The sequence below is a fragment of the Enterobacter sp. B79-1 genome (assembly GCF_057444735.1).
In genome coordinates this window covers 1279726-1296233 of record NZ_JBYAZJ010000001.1, presented here as the reverse complement: position 1 = coordinate 1296233, position 16508 = coordinate 1279726, and the positions used below count along the sequence as shown (strand labels likewise).

The 16508-nt window shown below is 58.4% G+C and carries 12 protein-coding genes; 5 read left to right on the top strand and 7 right to left on the bottom strand.

Annotated elements, in window-relative coordinates:
* Position 1: 1 nt before the first annotated feature.
* Entirely contained in the window at positions 2-1324 is a 1323-nt protein-coding gene (locus AC2T6E_RS06260; RefSeq protein WP_089598971.1) for a PTS sugar transporter subunit IIC, read from the top strand.
* A 15-nt stretch (positions 1325-1339) separates the two neighbouring features.
* Entirely contained in the window at positions 1340-2056 is a 717-nt protein-coding gene (locus AC2T6E_RS06255; RefSeq protein WP_010428962.1) for a GntR family transcriptional regulator, read from the top strand.
* Between the two features lie 44 nt (positions 2057-2100).
* Here AC2T6E_RS06255 and ldtB read toward each other — a convergent pair whose 3' ends face one another.
* Positions 2101-3021: a L,D-transpeptidase gene (gene ldtB / locus AC2T6E_RS06250; RefSeq protein ID WP_010428965.1), complete on the bottom strand. Its 921-nt coding sequence runs from the start codon at positions 3019-3021 to the stop codon at positions 2101-2103.
* A gap of 222 nt (positions 3022-3243) precedes the next feature.
* Between ldtB and AC2T6E_RS06245 the strand changes: the two genes are divergently transcribed.
* Positions 3244-4839: an ABC-F family ATPase gene (locus tag AC2T6E_RS06245; protein WP_010428967.1), complete on the top strand. Its 1596-nt coding sequence runs from the start codon at positions 3244-3246 to the stop codon at positions 4837-4839.
* Between the two features lie 89 nt (positions 4840-4928).
* Here the strand turns inward: AC2T6E_RS06245 and AC2T6E_RS06240 are convergent, their stop codons facing one another.
* Both AC2T6E_RS06240 and AC2T6E_RS06235 read right to left on the bottom strand, forming a co-directional pair.
* Positions 4929-7292 carry a glycoside hydrolase family 31 protein gene (locus AC2T6E_RS06240; RefSeq protein WP_486690928.1) on the bottom strand — a complete coding sequence of 788 codons (2364 nt, stop codon included), beginning with the start codon at positions 7290-7292 and terminating at the stop codon, positions 4929-4931.
* A 17-nt stretch (positions 7293-7309) separates the two neighbouring features.
* Entirely contained in the window at positions 7310-8611 is a 1302-nt protein-coding gene (locus AC2T6E_RS06235) for an MFS transporter (RefSeq protein ID WP_023335029.1), read from the bottom strand.
* Between the two features lie 288 nt (positions 8612-8899).
* Here AC2T6E_RS06235 and AC2T6E_RS06230 point away from each other — a divergent pair, with 288 nt between their 5' ends.
* Positions 8900-9973 (top strand): LacI family DNA-binding transcriptional regulator, encoded by a 1074-nt coding sequence (locus tag AC2T6E_RS06230; protein ID WP_214594328.1) that lies wholly within the window; start codon positions 8900-8902, stop codon positions 9971-9973.
* Here AC2T6E_RS06230 and AC2T6E_RS06225 read toward each other — a convergent pair.
* The 4 genes from AC2T6E_RS06225 to AC2T6E_RS06210 form a co-directional block, all read right to left on the bottom strand.
* Entirely contained in the window at positions 9970-11226 is a 1257-nt protein-coding gene (locus tag AC2T6E_RS06225) for a DUF1479 domain-containing protein (protein WP_486690925.1), read from the bottom strand. The two genes, AC2T6E_RS06230 and AC2T6E_RS06225, sit on opposite strands and share 4 nt — an antisense overlap.
* 149 nt (positions 11227-11375) lie before the next feature.
* A complete protein-coding gene (locus AC2T6E_RS06220; protein WP_486690923.1) occupies positions 11376-12191 on the bottom strand; it encodes a Cof-type HAD-IIB family hydrolase in 816 nt (271 codons plus the stop codon).
* 165 nt (positions 12192-12356) lie between these two features.
* Positions 12357-14789, bottom strand: a complete 2433-nt coding sequence (locus AC2T6E_RS06215; protein ID WP_460212648.1) for a formate C-acetyltransferase/glycerol dehydratase family glycyl radical enzyme — start codon at positions 14787-14789, stop codon at positions 12357-12359.
* A 4-nt stretch (positions 14790-14793) separates the two neighbouring features.
* Positions 14794-15693 carry a glycyl-radical enzyme activating protein gene (locus AC2T6E_RS06210; protein ID WP_486690920.1) on the bottom strand — a complete coding sequence of 300 codons (900 nt, stop codon included), beginning with the start codon at positions 15691-15693 and terminating at the stop codon, positions 14794-14796.
* 128 nt (positions 15694-15821) lie between these two features.
* On the opposite strand from AC2T6E_RS06210, the gene fsa reads away from it, so the two are divergent.
* Positions 15822-16484 carry a fructose-6-phosphate aldolase gene (gene fsa / locus AC2T6E_RS06205; protein WP_010428983.1) on the top strand — a complete coding sequence of 221 codons (663 nt, stop codon included), beginning with the start codon at positions 15822-15824 and terminating at the stop codon, positions 16482-16484.
* Positions 16485-16508: the final 24 nt, after the last annotated feature.

Genomic DNA, 16508 nt, shown 5'->3' with positions numbered 1-16508 from the left:
TATGTCTGAAACAAAAATAACACCGCACATGCAGTCCTTTGTCGATAAGTTTGTTGAGTTCTCGGCGCGCCTGGCAAACCAGGTGCACCTGCGCTCTCTGCGCGACGCCTTCGCCACGGTGATGCCGATTTTCATCCTCGCCGGTCTGGCGGTGCTGGTGAACAACGTGGTGTTTCCGTGGATTTTTCACGGCGACACGCTCGTGCAGTTTAAGGTGTGGGGCGAGGCGATTATCAACGGCACGCTGAACATCGCCGCGCTGCTGCTGGCCCCGATGATTGCCTGGTCGCTGGCGCGCAACAAAGATTTCGACAATCCGGTCTCGGCAGTGGTTATCGCCGTCAGCAGCTTCATCATCATGATGCCGATGCGCTTGCAAATTACGCCCGTCGGCAGCGACGCCGCGGTGAACGTCACCCAGGTGCTGACGTTCGCCAATATTGGCTCAACCGGGATTTTCGCCGGGGTGCTGATCGGGCTGCTTTCAACAGAAGTGTTTATCGCCATCTCGCGGCTGAAGGCGCTGCACATTTCCCTCGGGGAAAACGTGCCGCCGGCGGTGAGCAAATCCTTTACCGCGCTGATCCCAACTATCCTCACGCTCTCCCTGTTCGCAGTGCTGGCGGCCATACTGGCAAACGTGCTGCACACGGACCTGATCCATCTTATTACGACCTTTATCCAGCAGCCCCTGCGGCTGATCAACACCAGCCTGCCGGGGACGATTTTCATCTACAGCTTTGGTAACTTCCTGTTCACGCTGGGTATTCACCAGTCGGTGGTGAACAGCGTGGTGCTGGAGCCGTTCCTGCTGATTAACACCAACGAGAACATGCTTGCCTTCGCCAACGGTCAGCCCATCCCGCATATCATCAATAACATCTTCGTGCCGACGTTCGGCATGGTGGGCGGCACGGGCAGCACGATATCGCTGCTGATCGCCATCTTTATCTTCTCCCGACAAAAATCGGCGAAGCAGGTGGCGCGTCTGTCGCTGGCGCCCGGCTTATTCAACATCAACGAGCCGGTGATCTTCGGCCTGCCGATTGTCTTTAACCTGCCGCTGATGATCCCGTTTGTGCTGCTGCCCGCCATCGGCATCTATTTCGCCTGGCTCTGTACTACGCTGGGGCTAATGTCGCGCTGCGTGGTGATGATCCCGTGGACCACGCCGCCAATTCTGAGTGCCTGGCTGGCGACGGCGGGGGACTGGCGGGCGGTGGTGGTGCAGTTGGCAATCATTGTATTTGGTGTATTCTTCTACCTGCCTTTCCTCAAGATTGCCGAGCGAGTGGCGTTGAAAAACAGCGGGATAGAAAACTAACAGAAAGGAAGGACGATGGCGGCGAAGTACATCACCATAGCGCGGGAAATTAAGAAACGCATTATCAGCCAGCAGTACGCCGCCAATGAACCGCTGCCGGACCAGTTTGCGCTGGCGGCGGAGTTCAGCACCAGCCGGATGACCATTCAGCAGGCCATGCGCCAGCTGATTGTCGAAGGGCTGGTCTACACCCGCCAGGGGCAGGGAACGTTCATCCGTAAAAATTTCCTCCAGCTCTCGCAGTGGGATCTCTCCGGCAGCGACTACTTTGGCGCCACCAAAACCTGGGAACATCTGGGAACGGTGACCAGCCAGGTGGTGCATTTCGAACTGCGCTTCCCGAACGAGAAAGAGCAGGCGTCGCTGATGATTAACGCCGATGCGCCGATCTATGATTTTATTCGTCTGCGTTTGCTGAACGGCGAGCCGATGTCGCTGGATTCCACGGTGATGCCGCTGAATCTGGTGCCCGGCCTGAACAAAAGCCATCTTGAAAGCTCGGTGTTCCGTTACGTGCAGGAGACGCTGGGGCTGAAAATAATGGGCTCGTATCGCGTCGTGCGCGCGTTGAAGCCAAATGCGCTGGATATGCAGCACTTAATCTGTGAACAGACGGACCCGGTGCTGGAGGTGGAGCAGGTGATCTATCTTGAAGATGGCACGCCGCTGGAGTATGCCCACTGTCACTATCGCTACGACCACGGCGGGATTGTCATCGTGAACAACGGATAAAAAAAAGCGGGCAACGAGGCCCGCTTTTTTATTTCTCTTTGCTATCAGTTCAGACGCACTGGCATACCAGAACGGTTCTGGATCGCCTGGTCAACCACGGTCGTTTCCACGTCAGCCTGAGAGGTCACGGACTGCACCGCGCTGGTCAGGTTGATTGGCACGATTTCGTTGTTGTTGATCTGATCTTCGCTGGTGGACAGCGGGTTGTGCACTTCGATGTAACGGCTGCCGTCTGGCTCAGAGGTCGCTTTCACCGGTTCGTTGATGAACTGCACGCGAGTACCGACCGGCACGTTTTCGAACAGGAACTTAATGTCGTCGTTACGCAGACGCACGCAGCCGTGGCTGACGCGCAGGCCGATACCGAAGTTGGCGTTAGTACCGTGGATAGCGTACAGGCGGCCAATGTACAGCGCGTACAGACCCATTGGGTTATCCGGGCCTGCTGGCACAACGGCTGGCAGCGGTTCGCCCGCAGCAATGTATTCCGCGTGCATTTTCGCGGTTGGGGTCCAGGTTGGGCCCGCTTTCTTACGCTCAACTTTGGTGGTCCAGTTCAGCGGGGTATCTTTACCCAGCTGGCCGATACCGATTGGCAGCACGATAACGGTGTTAGTGCCTTTCGGGTAGTAATACAGACGCATTTCGGCGCTGTTGATTACGATACCTTCATGAACAGTATCCGGCAGGATCAGCTGCTGAGGGATGTTCAGCACGGTACCTGCTTTTGGCAGATACGGGTCAACGCCCGGGTTTGCTTCGAGCATGTTAGACAGACCGAGCTGGTATTCAGCGGCAAAATATTCCAGCGGCTGAGCGTTGCCTTCCGGCACAATCACCACCTGGTTTTGCCCAACCAGACGGCTACCGTCTGTCGGCAGGGGATACGTCACCGCAGAAGCGGTCTTGCAAAAACCTACTACGGCTAACGCTGCCGCAAAAAGCGTTGTCAATTTCATGTTCATGTTGTGCGAGGTATCTAAGCCATTCAGGCGATGAGTTGATAAGTCTGAATCTGTGATGGGAGCGCATTATATGTGCATTCCCGCTAACAGGGAATTCAGATGTGTACGAAATCACATTTTTTTCGATTTTGTTAAAGTTTAGTGGATTGCCGCAACACGGGATCTCAATTCGGAATTGTGGCATAATGCCGTGTTTATCACACTTTTCGCAGGAATCTCCCCGTGTTAGTTACCAGCAACGTCACTATGCAGTTTGGCAGTAAGCCGCTGTTCGAAAACATTTCCGTCAAATTTGGCGGCGGCAACCGTTACGGCCTGATTGGTGCCAACGGTAGCGGAAAATCCACCTTTATGAAAATCCTCGGCGGTGACTTAGAACCGACGCTCGGCAACGTGTCGCTCGACCCTAACGAGCGTATCGGTAAGCTGCGTCAGGATCAGTTCGCCTTCGAAGAGTTCACCGTGCTCGACACCGTGATCATGGGGCACGCGGAGCTGTGGGAAGTGAAGCAGGAGCGCGATCGCATTTACGCGCTGGCCGAAATGAGCGAAGAAGACGGCTATAAAGTGGCCGATCTGGAAACGCAGTACGGCGAGATGGACGGTTACTCTGCGGAAGCGCGCGCGGGCGAGCTGCTGCTGGGCGTAGGCATTCCCGTTGAACAGCATTACGGCCCGATGAGCGAAGTGGCGCCAGGTTGGAAGCTGCGTGTGCTGCTGGCACAGGCGCTGTTCTCTAACCCGGACATCCTGCTGCTCGACGAACCGACGAACAACCTGGACATCGACACCATCCGCTGGCTGGAGCAGACGCTGAACGACCGCGACAGCACCATGATCATCATCTCGCACGACCGTCACTTCCTGAACATGGTCTGTACGCACATGGCGGATCTGGACTACGGCGAGCTGCGCGTGTACCCGGGCAACTACGACGAATACATGACGGCGGCCACCCAGGCGCGTGAACGTCTGCTGGCGGATAACGCCAAGAAGAAAGCGCAGATTGCTGACCTGCAGTCCTTCGTCAGCCGCTTTAGCGCCAACGCCTCTAAGTCGCGTCAGGCGACCTCGCGTGCGCGTCAGATCGACAAAATCAAGCTGGACGAAGTCAAAGCCTCCAGCCGTCAGAACCCGTTCATCCGCTTCGAGCAGGACAAGAAGCTGTTCCGTAACGCGCTGGAAGTGGAAGCCCTGGCAAAAGGCTTTGAGAACGGCCCGCTGTTTAAAAAATTCAACCTGCTGCTGGAAGTGGGCGAGAAGATTGCCATTTTGGGTGCCAACGGCGTGGGTAAATCCACCATGCTGAAAACCCTGGTCGGCGAACTGCAGCCGGACAACGGCACCGTGAAGTGGTCTGAAAACGCGCAGATTGGCTACTACGCGCAGGACCATGAATACGAGTTCGAAAACGACCTCACCGTCTTTGACTGGATGAGCCAGTGGAAGCAGGAAGGCGACGACGAGCAGGCGGTGCGCAGCATTCTGGGTCGTCTGCTGTTCAGCCAGGACGACATCAAAAAGCCGGCTAAAGTACTTTCCGGTGGTGAAAAGGGTCGCATGCTGTTCGGCAAGCTGATGATGGAAAAACCAAATATCCTGGTGATGGACGAACCGACTAACCACCTGGACATGGAATCTATCGAATCGCTGAACATGGCGCTGGAGATGTATCAGGGTACCCTGATCTTCGTCTCTCACGACCGTGAGTTCGTCAGCTCGCTGGCGACCCGCGTGATTGAAATTACGCCAGAGCGCGTGGTGGACTTCACCGGAAACTACGAAGACTACCTGCGCAGCAAAGGTATCGACGGCTAAAAAAAAGCCCGGTGGCGCTTCGCTTACCGGGCCTACGTTCTATTCCCTCTCCCCGTGGGAGAGGGTTAGGGTGAGGGCATCAGGCCGCACTACACCACCCATTCGCTCCCTTCAACCCCATTCACCAGCAGCTTACGTTTTTCCCCGACCGGTAACGACACCTTCAGCGCTTTCCACGCCGGACGATAATCCCCGCGCGCGTTCACCTTCAGGTTGATGGTTGCGCCGTCGCACACCATTTCCCATTCCACCCACAGCGCATTGCCGTTCTGATATCCCCAGCTTTCGCCGTCGTCTTCAAATAGCATCCCGGTGGTTGTCCCGACGCCCTTCAGTGGGAACAGTTTCAGCTCGCGGGTATCGTCTTTTTCTGCGGATACGTGGGTGATACGCTCGCTGAGCGGCAGGCCGGCACCGGCGCGCACCAGCAGCGGCAGTTTTTCCAGCGGCGCGTCGAGAACAATCGACTGGCCGCCCGCATACCACGCGTGGGTGTAAAAATCGTACCAGCCGGTGGCGTTATCCGGCAGCCAGACGCGGCGCTCGCGCTGCCCGGCTTCGACGACGCTGGCCACCAGCAGATCGCGGCCCAGCAGGAAGTCATCGCACTCCTCAAACGTCTGCGCATCGTGCTCATGATCGAGGAAGGTCGGGCGCAGCATCGGCTCGTCGTCGGCGTGCGCCTGCCAGAGCAGGGTGTAGAGGTACGGCAGCAGGCGGTAGCGCAGCTCCACCGCGCCGCGAATGGCTGGCGTGACGCCCGGGTACATCCACGGTTCGTTCACGGTGTGGTCATCGTTCCACGAGTGAATGGTAAAGCGTGGATGCATCACGCCGTTCTGCACCCAGCGCACGAACAGCTCGGCGTCCGGCTTGTCGCCGGAGAAACCGCCGACGTCGTGACCGACGTTGAACAGGCCGGACAGGCTCATGCCCAGCCCCATGCGGATGTTATAGCGCAGGGTGTCCCAGTTGGTGCGGTTGTCGCCGCTCCAGGTCTGGACGTAGCGCTGCATCCCGGCGCAGCCGGAGCGGGAAATCAGGTACGGACGCTTTTCCGGCGCGAAACGCTGCTGAGCTTCAAGCGAGGCGCGCATCATCAGCAGCGGCATCACCGGGCGAATGTGCTTGATGGCGATCTCCTTGCCGAAGCCAAAGCAGCGGGCTTCCCCGTCCCATACTTCGTACTCGTTGTTGTCGTTCCAGGTGGAGTCGATGCCCATCTCCAGCAGCTGCGTGGTGACGCCGTTCTGCCACCACTGCACCGTCTGCGGGTTGGTAAAGTCGAGGTGCGAGCCTTCGTCATCCCAGAAGCTGGAACGTTCCGGCGCATCGGTTTCTGAATCGCGAATAAACAGGCCGCTTTCCGCCACTTCGTTATAGCGCGGATGATCCTGCAGCAGGCACGGCTTGATGTTGGCCGCAAGCTTCAGTCCCGCGTCGTGGAACGCCTGGCTCATCACCTTCGGCTGCGGCACCTTGTCATAGTTCCAGTTAAAGACGTAGCGTTTGCCGTTGATGGAGGTATAGCCGGAGGAGAGCTGGAACGAGTCGCACGGAATGGCGTGCTCTTCGCACAGGCGGATGAAGTTCATCAGCTGGTTCTGAGCGTCCGGCGCGTCGGTGTAGTGCATGGTCGAGCCGCTGTAGCCGAGGCTCCATTTTGGCCCGAACAGCGTTTTCCCGGTCAGGCGAACAAAGGCTTTGGTGACGTCCAGCACGCGCTTGCCGGTAAAGATGTAGTAGTCGATATCGCCCGCTTCCGCCTGCCAGCGACGATAGGCGGTGTGGTAGTTGTCGATTTCGTTACCCAGATCCAGCCAGCAGCTGCTCAGGTTGTCGTAGAACAGGCCGTAGCTGACGTCGTCGCGGCGGGCGATGGTGAACGGAATGTGCTTGTAGAGCGGGTCGGTGCTGGCGGCGTTATAGCCCATTGCGTCGAGGTTGCGCATCTCGTAGCGTTTACCGTTGCGCTGCAGATCGCCCGCTTTCTCGCCCAGGCCGTAGAAACGCTCGTCCTTACGACGGCTCAGATAGTGCGCCACGCCGTCACCGTGGGCGTTCAGCAGGTAGGCGCTGGTCGGACGGTCGTTGACCAGCGGCTGCCACTCGCCCGCGTCATTGCGGTAGTGCCACTCCAGCCACAGCGGCTGGTGGACGGTCACGCGCAGCCGTTCGGTTGCCACGGTGAGCGTCTCACCTTGCTGCGTTAGCGTCCAGGCCGGGCAGGAGAAACCGCTTATGTCGTCACGGCGGCGGCCCTCCCAGGGCACGTCTTTTTCCGGCGCGATGCTCCAGGTGTGGTCCAGCGCCAGCTCGCCTTTGCGTTTGATCAGCACGCGGAACAGGTTCTCTTCCAGCACATACAGGCACAGGCGGTGCTGGTTATCGACCAGCAGTTCCAGATGATTTGCTGACTGTTTATCTACGGTCCAGTTTTTCAGGGTTTTCATATGCAATACATCCACTATCAGGCGCGCTTGGCGCGACGTTCAGCAATAAATGCTACCAGGAAGACAGCGCCAATCAGGTCAAAGAAGCCCATGGCAATAAAGAGCGGGTTAAAGCCGATTTTGTCGGCGGTCACACCGATTAACAGCGAGAACAGGAAGCTGGCGATCCACGCCGCCGAGCCGCGCATGCCGTTGACGGTCGCCATCTGGCCTTTGTCGAACGACTCCACGACCAGGGCGCTCAGCATGCAGGAGATGATCTGGTGCCCGAAGCCGCCGATGGAGATCAGCACGATGGTGATATACGGGTCGCGTGTGATGGCCACGATGCCCAGCGAGATCATCAGGAACGCGCCCGTCACGGAGCTGGCTACGACCGAGTTAACGCGGGAGCAGCCGAACAGGCGGGTGTACAGACGCGTCAGGTAGCCGCTCGCCACGCTGCCGAGGTCGGCGGCGAGGAACGGCAGCCAGGCAAACATCGCAATCTGCTTCAGATCCATGCCGTGCTCTTTGGCGAGGTACAGCGGCACCCAGAAGCTCAGCACCGCCCAGGCCGGTTCCGCCATAAAGGCCGGGATGGCAATACCGTAGAAACGTTTGTTTTTCGAAACGGTTTTCAGCGCGGTTAGGAAGGGCAGTCTCACCGCAGGCGGTTCGTTATCCTGCTTGATAAACGCCAGTTCGTCCTTGCTCAGGTTCGGGTGCTGCTCCGGGTTGTGGTAGAACGCCCACCAGAGGATCACCCACAGCAGCGCCAGCACGCCGGTAAACATAAACGCGCCCTGCCAGCCGAACGAGGCGTGAGCAAAGTAGATGATAGGCGGGGCCAGCATCGCGCCGATGGAGAAGCCCACGCCCGCCCAGCCGGCGGCAACGGGGCGTTCTGATTTCGGGAACCATTCGCCGATGGTTTTGGCGTTCGCCGGGGTGGCGGCGGCCTCAGAAGCACCCATAAAGAAGCGCAGAATCGCCAGGTGCAGCCAGCTTCCGGCGCCCGCGTGGAAAATACACATCAACGCCCAGATCCCGGCGCAGACCATAAAGCCAATCTTCAGGCCGATAACGTCAATCAGCCAGCCGCACAGGGGCTGGAAAATGGTGTAGGCGATCTGGAACGCGCCGACGATCCAGGAGTATTGCTCGGTGGTGATGCCGAGGCTCTCTTTCAGTTCCGGGGCGAGGATCCCGAGCGAGTTTCGGGTGATGTAGTTAACGGTGACGCCAAGTAAGAACAGCACCAGCACGTACCAGCGCAGGTTCTTGATGACGCGACGGGTTTTGCTTGTCGCAACGGTGTTATTGATGTCCTGACTCATTTTACTCTCCACAAGACGGACGGTAAGGGGACGGAGGTTCAGGTGTCACACGGATTGTTATGGCTTTGATTTCTATCCGTTTAAACTGCTTAAGTTGGTATACAACTATTATGGAAGTTGTGTGACAAGTTCACCTTAAGGGAGAAGATGAGCAGGCAATAGTGGATTTTGTGCAAAATTTCTCATAACTGACGAAATGCCTCTGGCATGATGGTGTTTATGTCAGTTATTGCCTGACCAATACGCTATGAAAAATTTTTCATTTCGCAAATGGAGCCAGATCACAAAATGGACAAAAGGCTAAAAATCACCGAAATTGCCGCCCGTACACAGCTCTCCATCAGCACCGTGTCGCGGGTGCTGGCGGGGAAAGCGAATACCAGTGAAAAGGCGCGCGCAAAGGTGCTGGCCTGCGCCCGAGAGCTGGGCGTGATGGAAGGTATGGCGGCGGGGCGGCTGCTGCTCAATAGCCTGGTGGTTTTTGCCCCCCAACGCGCCTTCGACGAGCGGTCCGACATCTTTTACTACCGTGTGATCCAGAGCGTGAGTAAAGGCCTGGCATCCCACGATGTGCGACTTCGCTACTGCGCGCTGGAAGAGAACGACAGCGACGCGCAGCTGTTTCTGGCGCGCATGAATGAAGCGGACACTCAGGCGGCGATTCTGCTCGGTATCGACGATCCGCACATTCACGATCTGGCGGTGGACGTGGGGAAACCCTGCATGCTGATTAACTGCCGGGACCGCCACATGCGTTTGCCTGCCGTTGCGCCGGATCATCGCGCCATTGGCGAGCGGGCGGCGGAGTACCTGTTCGAGATGGGGCACCGTGAGGTGATGAACGTGCTGTGCCTGCGTCGCTACACCATGGAGCTGCGCCTGTCGGGGATCCGCGACGCCTGGCAGTCCCATAACCTGACGTTCAACGATAAACGCGATCTGCTGGTGGTGCCCAGCTTCAGCGCCAAAGAGACGGAACAACTGGTCAGCGAGTGGCTTAACCAGCAGAAGGGAAAGGATCTGCCGACGGCGTTTCTGGTCGGCGGCGACTTTATGGCGGCGGGCACCATTAGCGCATTACAAAACCACGGCCTGCGCGTGCCGCAGGATGTGTCGGTGATGAGCATTGACGGGTTTAACCTGGCGGCGATTCAGGATGTGCCATTAACGGCGGTACATGTTCCCCGCGATGAGCTGGGAACCGAAGCGGTGCATATGCTCCAGCAGCGGCTGATGCGCCCGGACGCGCCGGTGGGGACGTTACTGCTTAACGGTACGTTGACCGTTCGGGATTCGGTACGGCGGATACGTCAGGGGAAACGACGCACCGCCGTGGAGCGGGAAGGGCTGTACGACAGTTAGACCATACCCAGCGCGCGCTTGCCGTGGATATTGAGATCGTTCACGGTAAAGCGGTCCTGCCAGTTCTTTTCATAATCCTCGCGCGGGAAATCTCCCGGCGACGCACCGGTTTCCAGCGCTTCCTTGACCTTTTTCGCGTAGGCGAGGTTCTTCTCGCACATCGGCGCGGCAGGGATGTACATCACGTTGCCCCAGCCCTGCTGATTCTCCACCGGCGCGACGGAGTGGATCACATCGCAGTGCCACCACACGGAATCGCCCGCCTCAAGTGCCGGAATGCTGCTTAATGCCTCGATGAGCAGCGGGTGCCACTTCTCGGAAACCGGCAGCACGCGGCCCGGTGCCACGCCGCACAGCTCGTCTTCCGGCACGTCGTCCAGCAGCGGGCGCAGCAGAATGTAGGCCATCGCTTCCGGGATCGGCACCACGTGCAGCAGCCCCTGACCGGGGATCATGTCCGACAGCGCCGTCCAGCCCTGGAAGGTGCGGAACACCGAGCATTTGGTGGTGTTGTCGACGGAGTACTCTTCCACTTCAGTACGGTGCGCGGCGTTCCACGGATCGTACTTATCGACGTTGCCGTCAAACACGCGGGCGAACACCTGTTGATAAGCCGGAAGCAGCCAGCGCTCCAGCGCGCCGGAATCGGTATGCGCGCCCAGTCCTTTCGAGGTGGTTCCCGGCGGACGGCGGCGGATACGGTCCGGGTAAATCACGCTCACGTCCGGGTCGAACCACTGTTTGCCGTTGCTCTCGAATGTCCATAAACGGTTCAGGAACGACTGCACCTGCGCCATCTCTTCGCTCTGGCGCGCCTGCATTTGCGCCTGAGACCAGTAAATCGGGTAAATCTCCGGACGAGAGGCCGTTAAGGTGCCGAAGAAGTTATCGCCTGGGCCTTTGTACACGTCGTCAAACGTGTTGAGATCGAGGTAGTCGAGCATCGACTGATCCCATGCCAGCGCCTGCTCGCGCGGGAAATGACCTTTAATCACCGCGCAGCCGCGGCGTTTAACGGCCTCGCGCTGTGCGTCGGTAATGGTGCCGTTTTTCACATCCGCGAACGGGATCACCGGCCAGACGGTTTCGCCTTTGTTCTTAAGAGCGTTGATTTCCGCCACGCGGGTGGCAATTTTATCGCTGAGCTTATTAAACACCGCCTGCACGTCACCGATCTGCGCGCGCAGCTCACGTTTCAACTGACGGATTGCCGCTTTGTGATCCGCTGGCAAAGTTTCACTGGTAAAGGTCATAACTGCCTCGCATCTTTCATTCGAAAGTAAAAATATCTACAAGTGATACTTTAAGTTAAAATTAAGTTAATGCAAGTTTAAAAACTTGACGCAAGCCACAGGACGGAAAAAGAGTAAGAGGCCGGAGCGAGGCTCCGGCGAGGCGAGGATCAGGCGTCGAACGGGGAGTGGTTGTCGAGCACGGCCTGAATGACGTTCAGCGCGCCCTGATGGTTGTTGTCGTCGGTGCTGTAGCGGCTGATTTCTTTGATGCTCTGCGCCGCGTTGCCCATCGCAAAGGAATATTTCACCAGCTTTAGCATCTCGGCATCGTTGCCGCTGTCGCCAATGCCCACGCATTCCTGCGGGGAGATTTTCCAGCGTTTCAGCAGGCGGCTGATGCCGTTGGCTTTGTGCAGACCGGGGATAATTAAATCCACAAAGCCAAAGCCGCTGGTGACTGGCTTCATGATGCCGTCCAGGGAGACGTGAAGTTTATCCACCAGATTAGGAATATCGCTGTCCGGCAGGTTCAGGGAGAATTTAAACAGCACGTCGTCAATCTCGCGGTAATCGCTGATGCGCTTTAAGCGGTGATAGTGCTTTGACATCAGCGCCACGAACGCTTCAGGAGCCTGGTTGCTGACGTAGGCACTCTCCAGCCCGCAGGCCACGAAGTTTAACCCTTTGTCTTTCAGCAGTTCGCCAATGACGATTTGTGATTCATGACGCGTCAGTTCGCCGTGGAAAATCTGTTCCCCGCGATCGAACACCAGCGCGCCGTTTTCCGCCACGAAGGAGATCTGCTCTTTCAGCTCCGGGAAGAAGGAGATGAGCTGGTAATACTGGTTGCCGCTGGCGACAACGAATTCAATGTTTCGAGCCTTAAGCTGTTCAAACTGTGCCTGGAAGCGGTCTCGATCGTACTGCTTGGCATCATCAAGGAAAGTTCCGTCCATATCGGTGACGATAACTTTAACGGTCATACTGTGCTCCTGGGTCACTGCGTTTTGAAACATTCTAATAACAAGGTGACGGGGAGCACAAATTTAATTTCGAATGAAAGTCAGAAAGCCGGGTGGCGGCTTCGCCTTACCCGGCCTACGGAGGGAAGAGTAGGCCCGGTAAGCGTAGCGCCACCGGGCGTTTTTTTACAGCGTATGCTCGGTACGGGCAATAATATCGTCCTGCGCATCCGGCGACAGGGCGGTGAAGAACGCCGAGTAGCCCGCCACGCGCACCACCAGATCACGATACTGGTCAGGATGTTTCTTCGCTTCCAGCAGCGTATCGCGCGAGACGATGTTGTACTGGATATGCCAGCCCTTATGCACCTCGAAGAAGGTGCGCAGCAGCACCATCAGCTTCTGGCGATCGCTGTCGTTTTCCAGCGTCGACGGGTTCAGCTTCTGGTTAAGCAGCACGCCGCCGAGAATCGCCTCGGTAGGCAGTTTACCGACAGAGCCAATCACCGCCGTCGGGCCGAGGTGATCCGTACCGGAGGCCGGGCTTGCCCCTTCCGCCAGCGGGGTGTGCGCTTTGCGCCCGTCCGGGGTGGCCATCGTCGCTGCGCCAAACGGCACGTTTGCAGAAATAGAAGAGGTGCCCGCGTAGTAGTTACCGCCAATCGGGCCGCGGCCGTAGCGCGGATTGTGGTACTGCTTCAGCTCTTCAATGTAGGTCTGATAGGCGCGCGTCAGCAGCATATCCACGCTGTCGTCGTCGTTGCCGTACTTCGGCGCGCCGTTGATCAGACGCTGGCGCAGCTGCTCGTGAGTCAGCCCGTCGAAGTCATCCGCCAGCGCGGCCGCCAGCTGCTGTTGACCGATAGTGCCCTGCTCGAACACCAGCTTTTTCACCGCCGCCAGGCTATTGCCGAGGTTGGCGATGCCCACCTGCAGGCCGGAGACCCAGTCATACTTCGCGCCGCCCTGCTTGATGCTTTTCGCGCGCTCGATGCAGTCGTCCACCAGCGCCGAGCAGAGAATATCGTGGACGTTCTCTTCCAGCATGGTGTCCACCACGTACTCAATCTCGATGGATTTGCGGGTGTAGTAGCGGATCTGGCTGTCCCACGCTGCCATCACCTCCTCGAAATTGTCGAAGTTACCGGCAGAGAGGGCTTTCTCCTGCGGGAGGAACACCTTACCGCTGGTGGCATCGCGCCCGCCTTCCATCGCCGCCAGCATCACGCGGGCGAAGTTGATAAAGCTCATGCCGGTGCAGCGGTAGCCCCATTTGCCGCCCACCGCGGTTTCGATGCAGCCGATGGCCGCGTAGTCGTAGGCGTCGTCTCGTTCAACGCCGAGCTTGATGAATTCCGGGATCACGATTTCATCGTTATTGAACGCCGGCATCCCGAAGCCGCAGCGGATCACCTGCACGCAGGCGTCGAGGAAGTCGTTGCTCATGCCCGCATGGTAGCGCACGCTCAGGTTTGGCTGGGTGGAGCGCAGGCGACCGCAGGATTCCAGAATCGCGTAGGAGAGTGGGTTGACCGCGTCCATCGGCTCGCCGTTGACCAGCTTCTGGCCACCGATGGTGACGTTCTGGTACAGCGGGCTGCCGGCGGAGGCTTTAGAGTGCGAGCCGGAGCGGATCTTGTTCACTTCCAGCAGCTTCAGCCAGCAGCTGTGCAGCAGCTCAATGGCGTGCTCGCGGTCGAGGCTCTGGTCAAGCTCCACGTCGCGACGGTAGTACGGATAAAGATACTGGTCCATACGCGCGAAGGAGACGGAGTGGCCGTTGGACTCAATCTGCAGGAACAGCTGAATGAAGTAGCACAGCTGCAGCGCCTGCCAGAAGGTTTTTGGCGGCTCGTGGGCGATTACATCACAGTTTTCCGCCATTGCCAGCAGCTCGTCACGGCGGCTTGCGCGGGTTTCGGTCGCGGCCATTTCACGCGCCAGATCGGCAAAGCGTTTGATGTGCAGGCTCACCGCCTCCAGCACGATATCAATCGCCTTCAGGAATTGGTCGCCGTGCAGGTCTTCCAGCACTGTCAGGTTGATGCGCGAGCGGCGCTCGGCCACCTTGGCGCGCAGGCCGTCGAGACCTTTCTCCAGCACCAGCGGGAAGTTCACCGCCAGGTGCGCATCGCCGGAGGTCATATTGCCTTCGGCTTTGATAATGCCGGTTTCGAGCAGGCCTTTCTGCTCGTCGGTGAACATGCCGTAGCAGCGATCCTGCACCGTCTGGCCGCGCCACCACGGGCAGATGTCATGCAGGACGCGCTTGTTCTCTTCGCTCACCGCAAAGCCAGCGCCCGGGCGATCCGCCAGATCGTCGATCTCTTTCTCAATCCAGGAGACGGTGTATTCCGGGAAGATCGGCGCGGCGCGCACTTCGCTTGCCTGGTTACCGATGATCAGCTCGTCGTGTTTGATCCAGATGGTGCGCTCGGCCAGGTGATGCGCCAGCGCCAGGGCGCGACGCACCGGGATCGGCTTGTCCATGTGCTGCTGATACATTTCGGTGTAATGCTGCGCGCGCTCGGTACAGACCGGCGGCTTGACGATATGTACGAGGGCCGTTTTGTGCGCTTTAATGCGCTCGCTGAGGGTGTTGAGATTCAGGGTCGTCATAAGTTTATCCTCGTAAGGTCGCGGTTAACCCTTTCTGGCAGGCGTACTGCTGCGCGAAGTCCAGCAGGGCAGGGTTATCCAGCGGTTTGTCAGGGGCTGAGTAGGGTTGGCCGAGCAGGGTGTATTTGTTCATGCCCAGCGTGTGGTACGGCAGAAAATGAATATCCTCGACGCCGAGCTCGTCGGCAGCGAAATTGGTAATGGCGGTAACAGAGGCTTCATCGGCGTTAAAGCCCTGGATCAGCGGCACGCGGATGGTGATTTTTTTCCCGGCACCGGCCAGGCGTTTCAGGTTGTCCAGGATCCGCTTAGCCGAACCGTCCGTCCACTGCTTGAACACCTCACCGTCGACGTGCTTCAGGTCGGCGAGGAACAGATCGACGTAGGGTAATGACGGCTCGATATAGTGCCAAGGCACGTGAAGGCAGGTTTCGACGGCGGTGTGGATCCCCTGGACGTGGCTGGCTTTAAACAGCGCGTGCGCCAGCTCCGGGTTCATAAACGGCTCACCGCCGGAGAGGGTGATGCCGCCGCCGCTGCGGTCGTAAAAAGGCTTATCGCGCAGTACGGTCGCCATGATCTCCTCGACCTGCTGTTCTTCACCACAGACGGTCAGCGCCTGCGTCGGGCAGCAGTCGGTGAGGACGTTGAGCGTGGCGTCATCAAGCTTCTCACGGTGAATGACCAGCCCGTTCAGCGCGCGTTCGATGCAGCCCGGTGCCGCCTGCTGGCACAGGTCGCAGCCGTCCAGGCACAGGCGCGCATCAAACAGCACGTCCCGGCTGCGGGATCGGCTTTCCGGGTTCTGGCACCAGCGACAGCCCAGCGAGCAGCCTTTCAGGAACACCACAGTTCGAATGCCGGGGCCATCGTGGGTAGAGTAACGCTGAATATTGAAGATCATGATTTCGCCTCTCATCTTGCATATGAAGATTAAATTACTTTCGAATGAAAGTTATCTTGATGCAGGTCAACTCTTGAGCAGGTTTTGTCGTGATAGGGTAAGTGCAGGCTAATTTTGAGGGTGACATCATGGAACTTTATCTCGACACATCTGACGTTGCGGCAGTCAAAAAGCTGGCGCGTATCTTCCCTCTGGCGGGCGTGACCACCAACCCAAGCATTGTGGCAGCCGGTAAAACGCCGCTCGACGTGCTGCTGCCTGAACTGCACGACGCGTTGGGCGGTAAAGGCCGTCTGTTCGCGCAGGTGATGGCGACTACCGCTGAAGGGATGGTGGAGGACGCGCGCAAGCTCCGCGCCATCATTAATGACCTGGTGGTGAAAGTGCCGGTGACCGCAGAGGGGCTGGCGGCAATCAAGATGCTAAAAGCGGAAGGGATCCCGACGCTGGGTACGGCGGTATACGGCGCCGCGCAGGGTATGCTCTCCGCGCTGGCGGGGGCGGAATATGTGGCGCCTTACGTTAACCGCGTGGACGCGCAGGGCGGGGACGGGATCCAGACCGTGGTTGAACTGCAACAGCTGCTGACGCTGCACGCCCCGCAGTCAAAAGTGCTGGCCGCGAGCTTCAAAACGCCGCGTCAGGCGCTGGACTGCCTGCTGGCAGGCTGCGAGTCCATCACGCTGCCGCTGGACGTGGCGCAGCAGTTTATTACCTCTCCGGCCGTGGATGCGGCGATTGTGAAGTTTGAGCAGGACTGGCAGGGGGCGTTTGGAAGGACGTCTATCTGACGCGTTTGCCGGGTGGCGCTGGCG

Excerpts from the sequence above, each read along its gene's own strand:
- AC2T6E_RS06230 (WP_214594328.1), top strand. The coding sequence starts at position 8,900 with ATGGACAAAAGGCTAAAAATCACCGAAATTGCCGCCCGTACACAGCTC.
- AC2T6E_RS06220 (WP_486690923.1), bottom strand. The coding sequence starts at position 12,191 with ATGACCGTTAAAGTTATCGTCACCGATATGGACGGAACTTTCCTTGAT.
- AC2T6E_RS06225 (WP_486690925.1), bottom strand. The coding sequence starts at position 11,226 with ATGACCTTTACCAGTGAAACTTTGCCAGCGGATCACAAAGCGGCAATC.
- AC2T6E_RS06215 (WP_460212648.1), bottom strand. The coding sequence starts at position 14,789 with ATGACGACCCTGAATCTCAACACCCTCAGCGAGCGCATTAAAGCGCAC.
- AC2T6E_RS06210 (WP_486690920.1), bottom strand. The coding sequence starts at position 15,693 with ATGATCTTCAATATTCAGCGTTACTCTACCCACGATGGCCCCGGCATT.
- AC2T6E_RS06240 (WP_486690928.1), bottom strand. The coding sequence starts at position 7,292 with ATGAAAACCCTGAAAAACTGGACCGTAGATAAACAGTCAGCAAATCAT.
- fsa (WP_010428983.1), top strand. The coding sequence starts at position 15,822 with ATGGAACTTTATCTCGACACATCTGACGTTGCGGCAGTCAAAAAGCTG.
- AC2T6E_RS06260 (WP_089598971.1), top strand. The coding sequence starts at position 2 with ATGTCTGAAACAAAAATAACACCGCACATGCAGTCCTTTGTCGATAAG.
- AC2T6E_RS06235 (WP_023335029.1), bottom strand. The coding sequence starts at position 8,611 with ATGAGTCAGGACATCAATAACACCGTTGCGACAAGCAAAACCCGTCGC.
- ldtB (WP_010428965.1), bottom strand. The coding sequence starts at position 3,021 with ATGAACATGAAATTGACAACGCTTTTTGCGGCAGCGTTAGCCGTAGTA.
- AC2T6E_RS06255 (WP_010428962.1), top strand. The coding sequence starts at position 1,340 with ATGGCGGCGAAGTACATCACCATAGCGCGGGAAATTAAGAAACGCATT.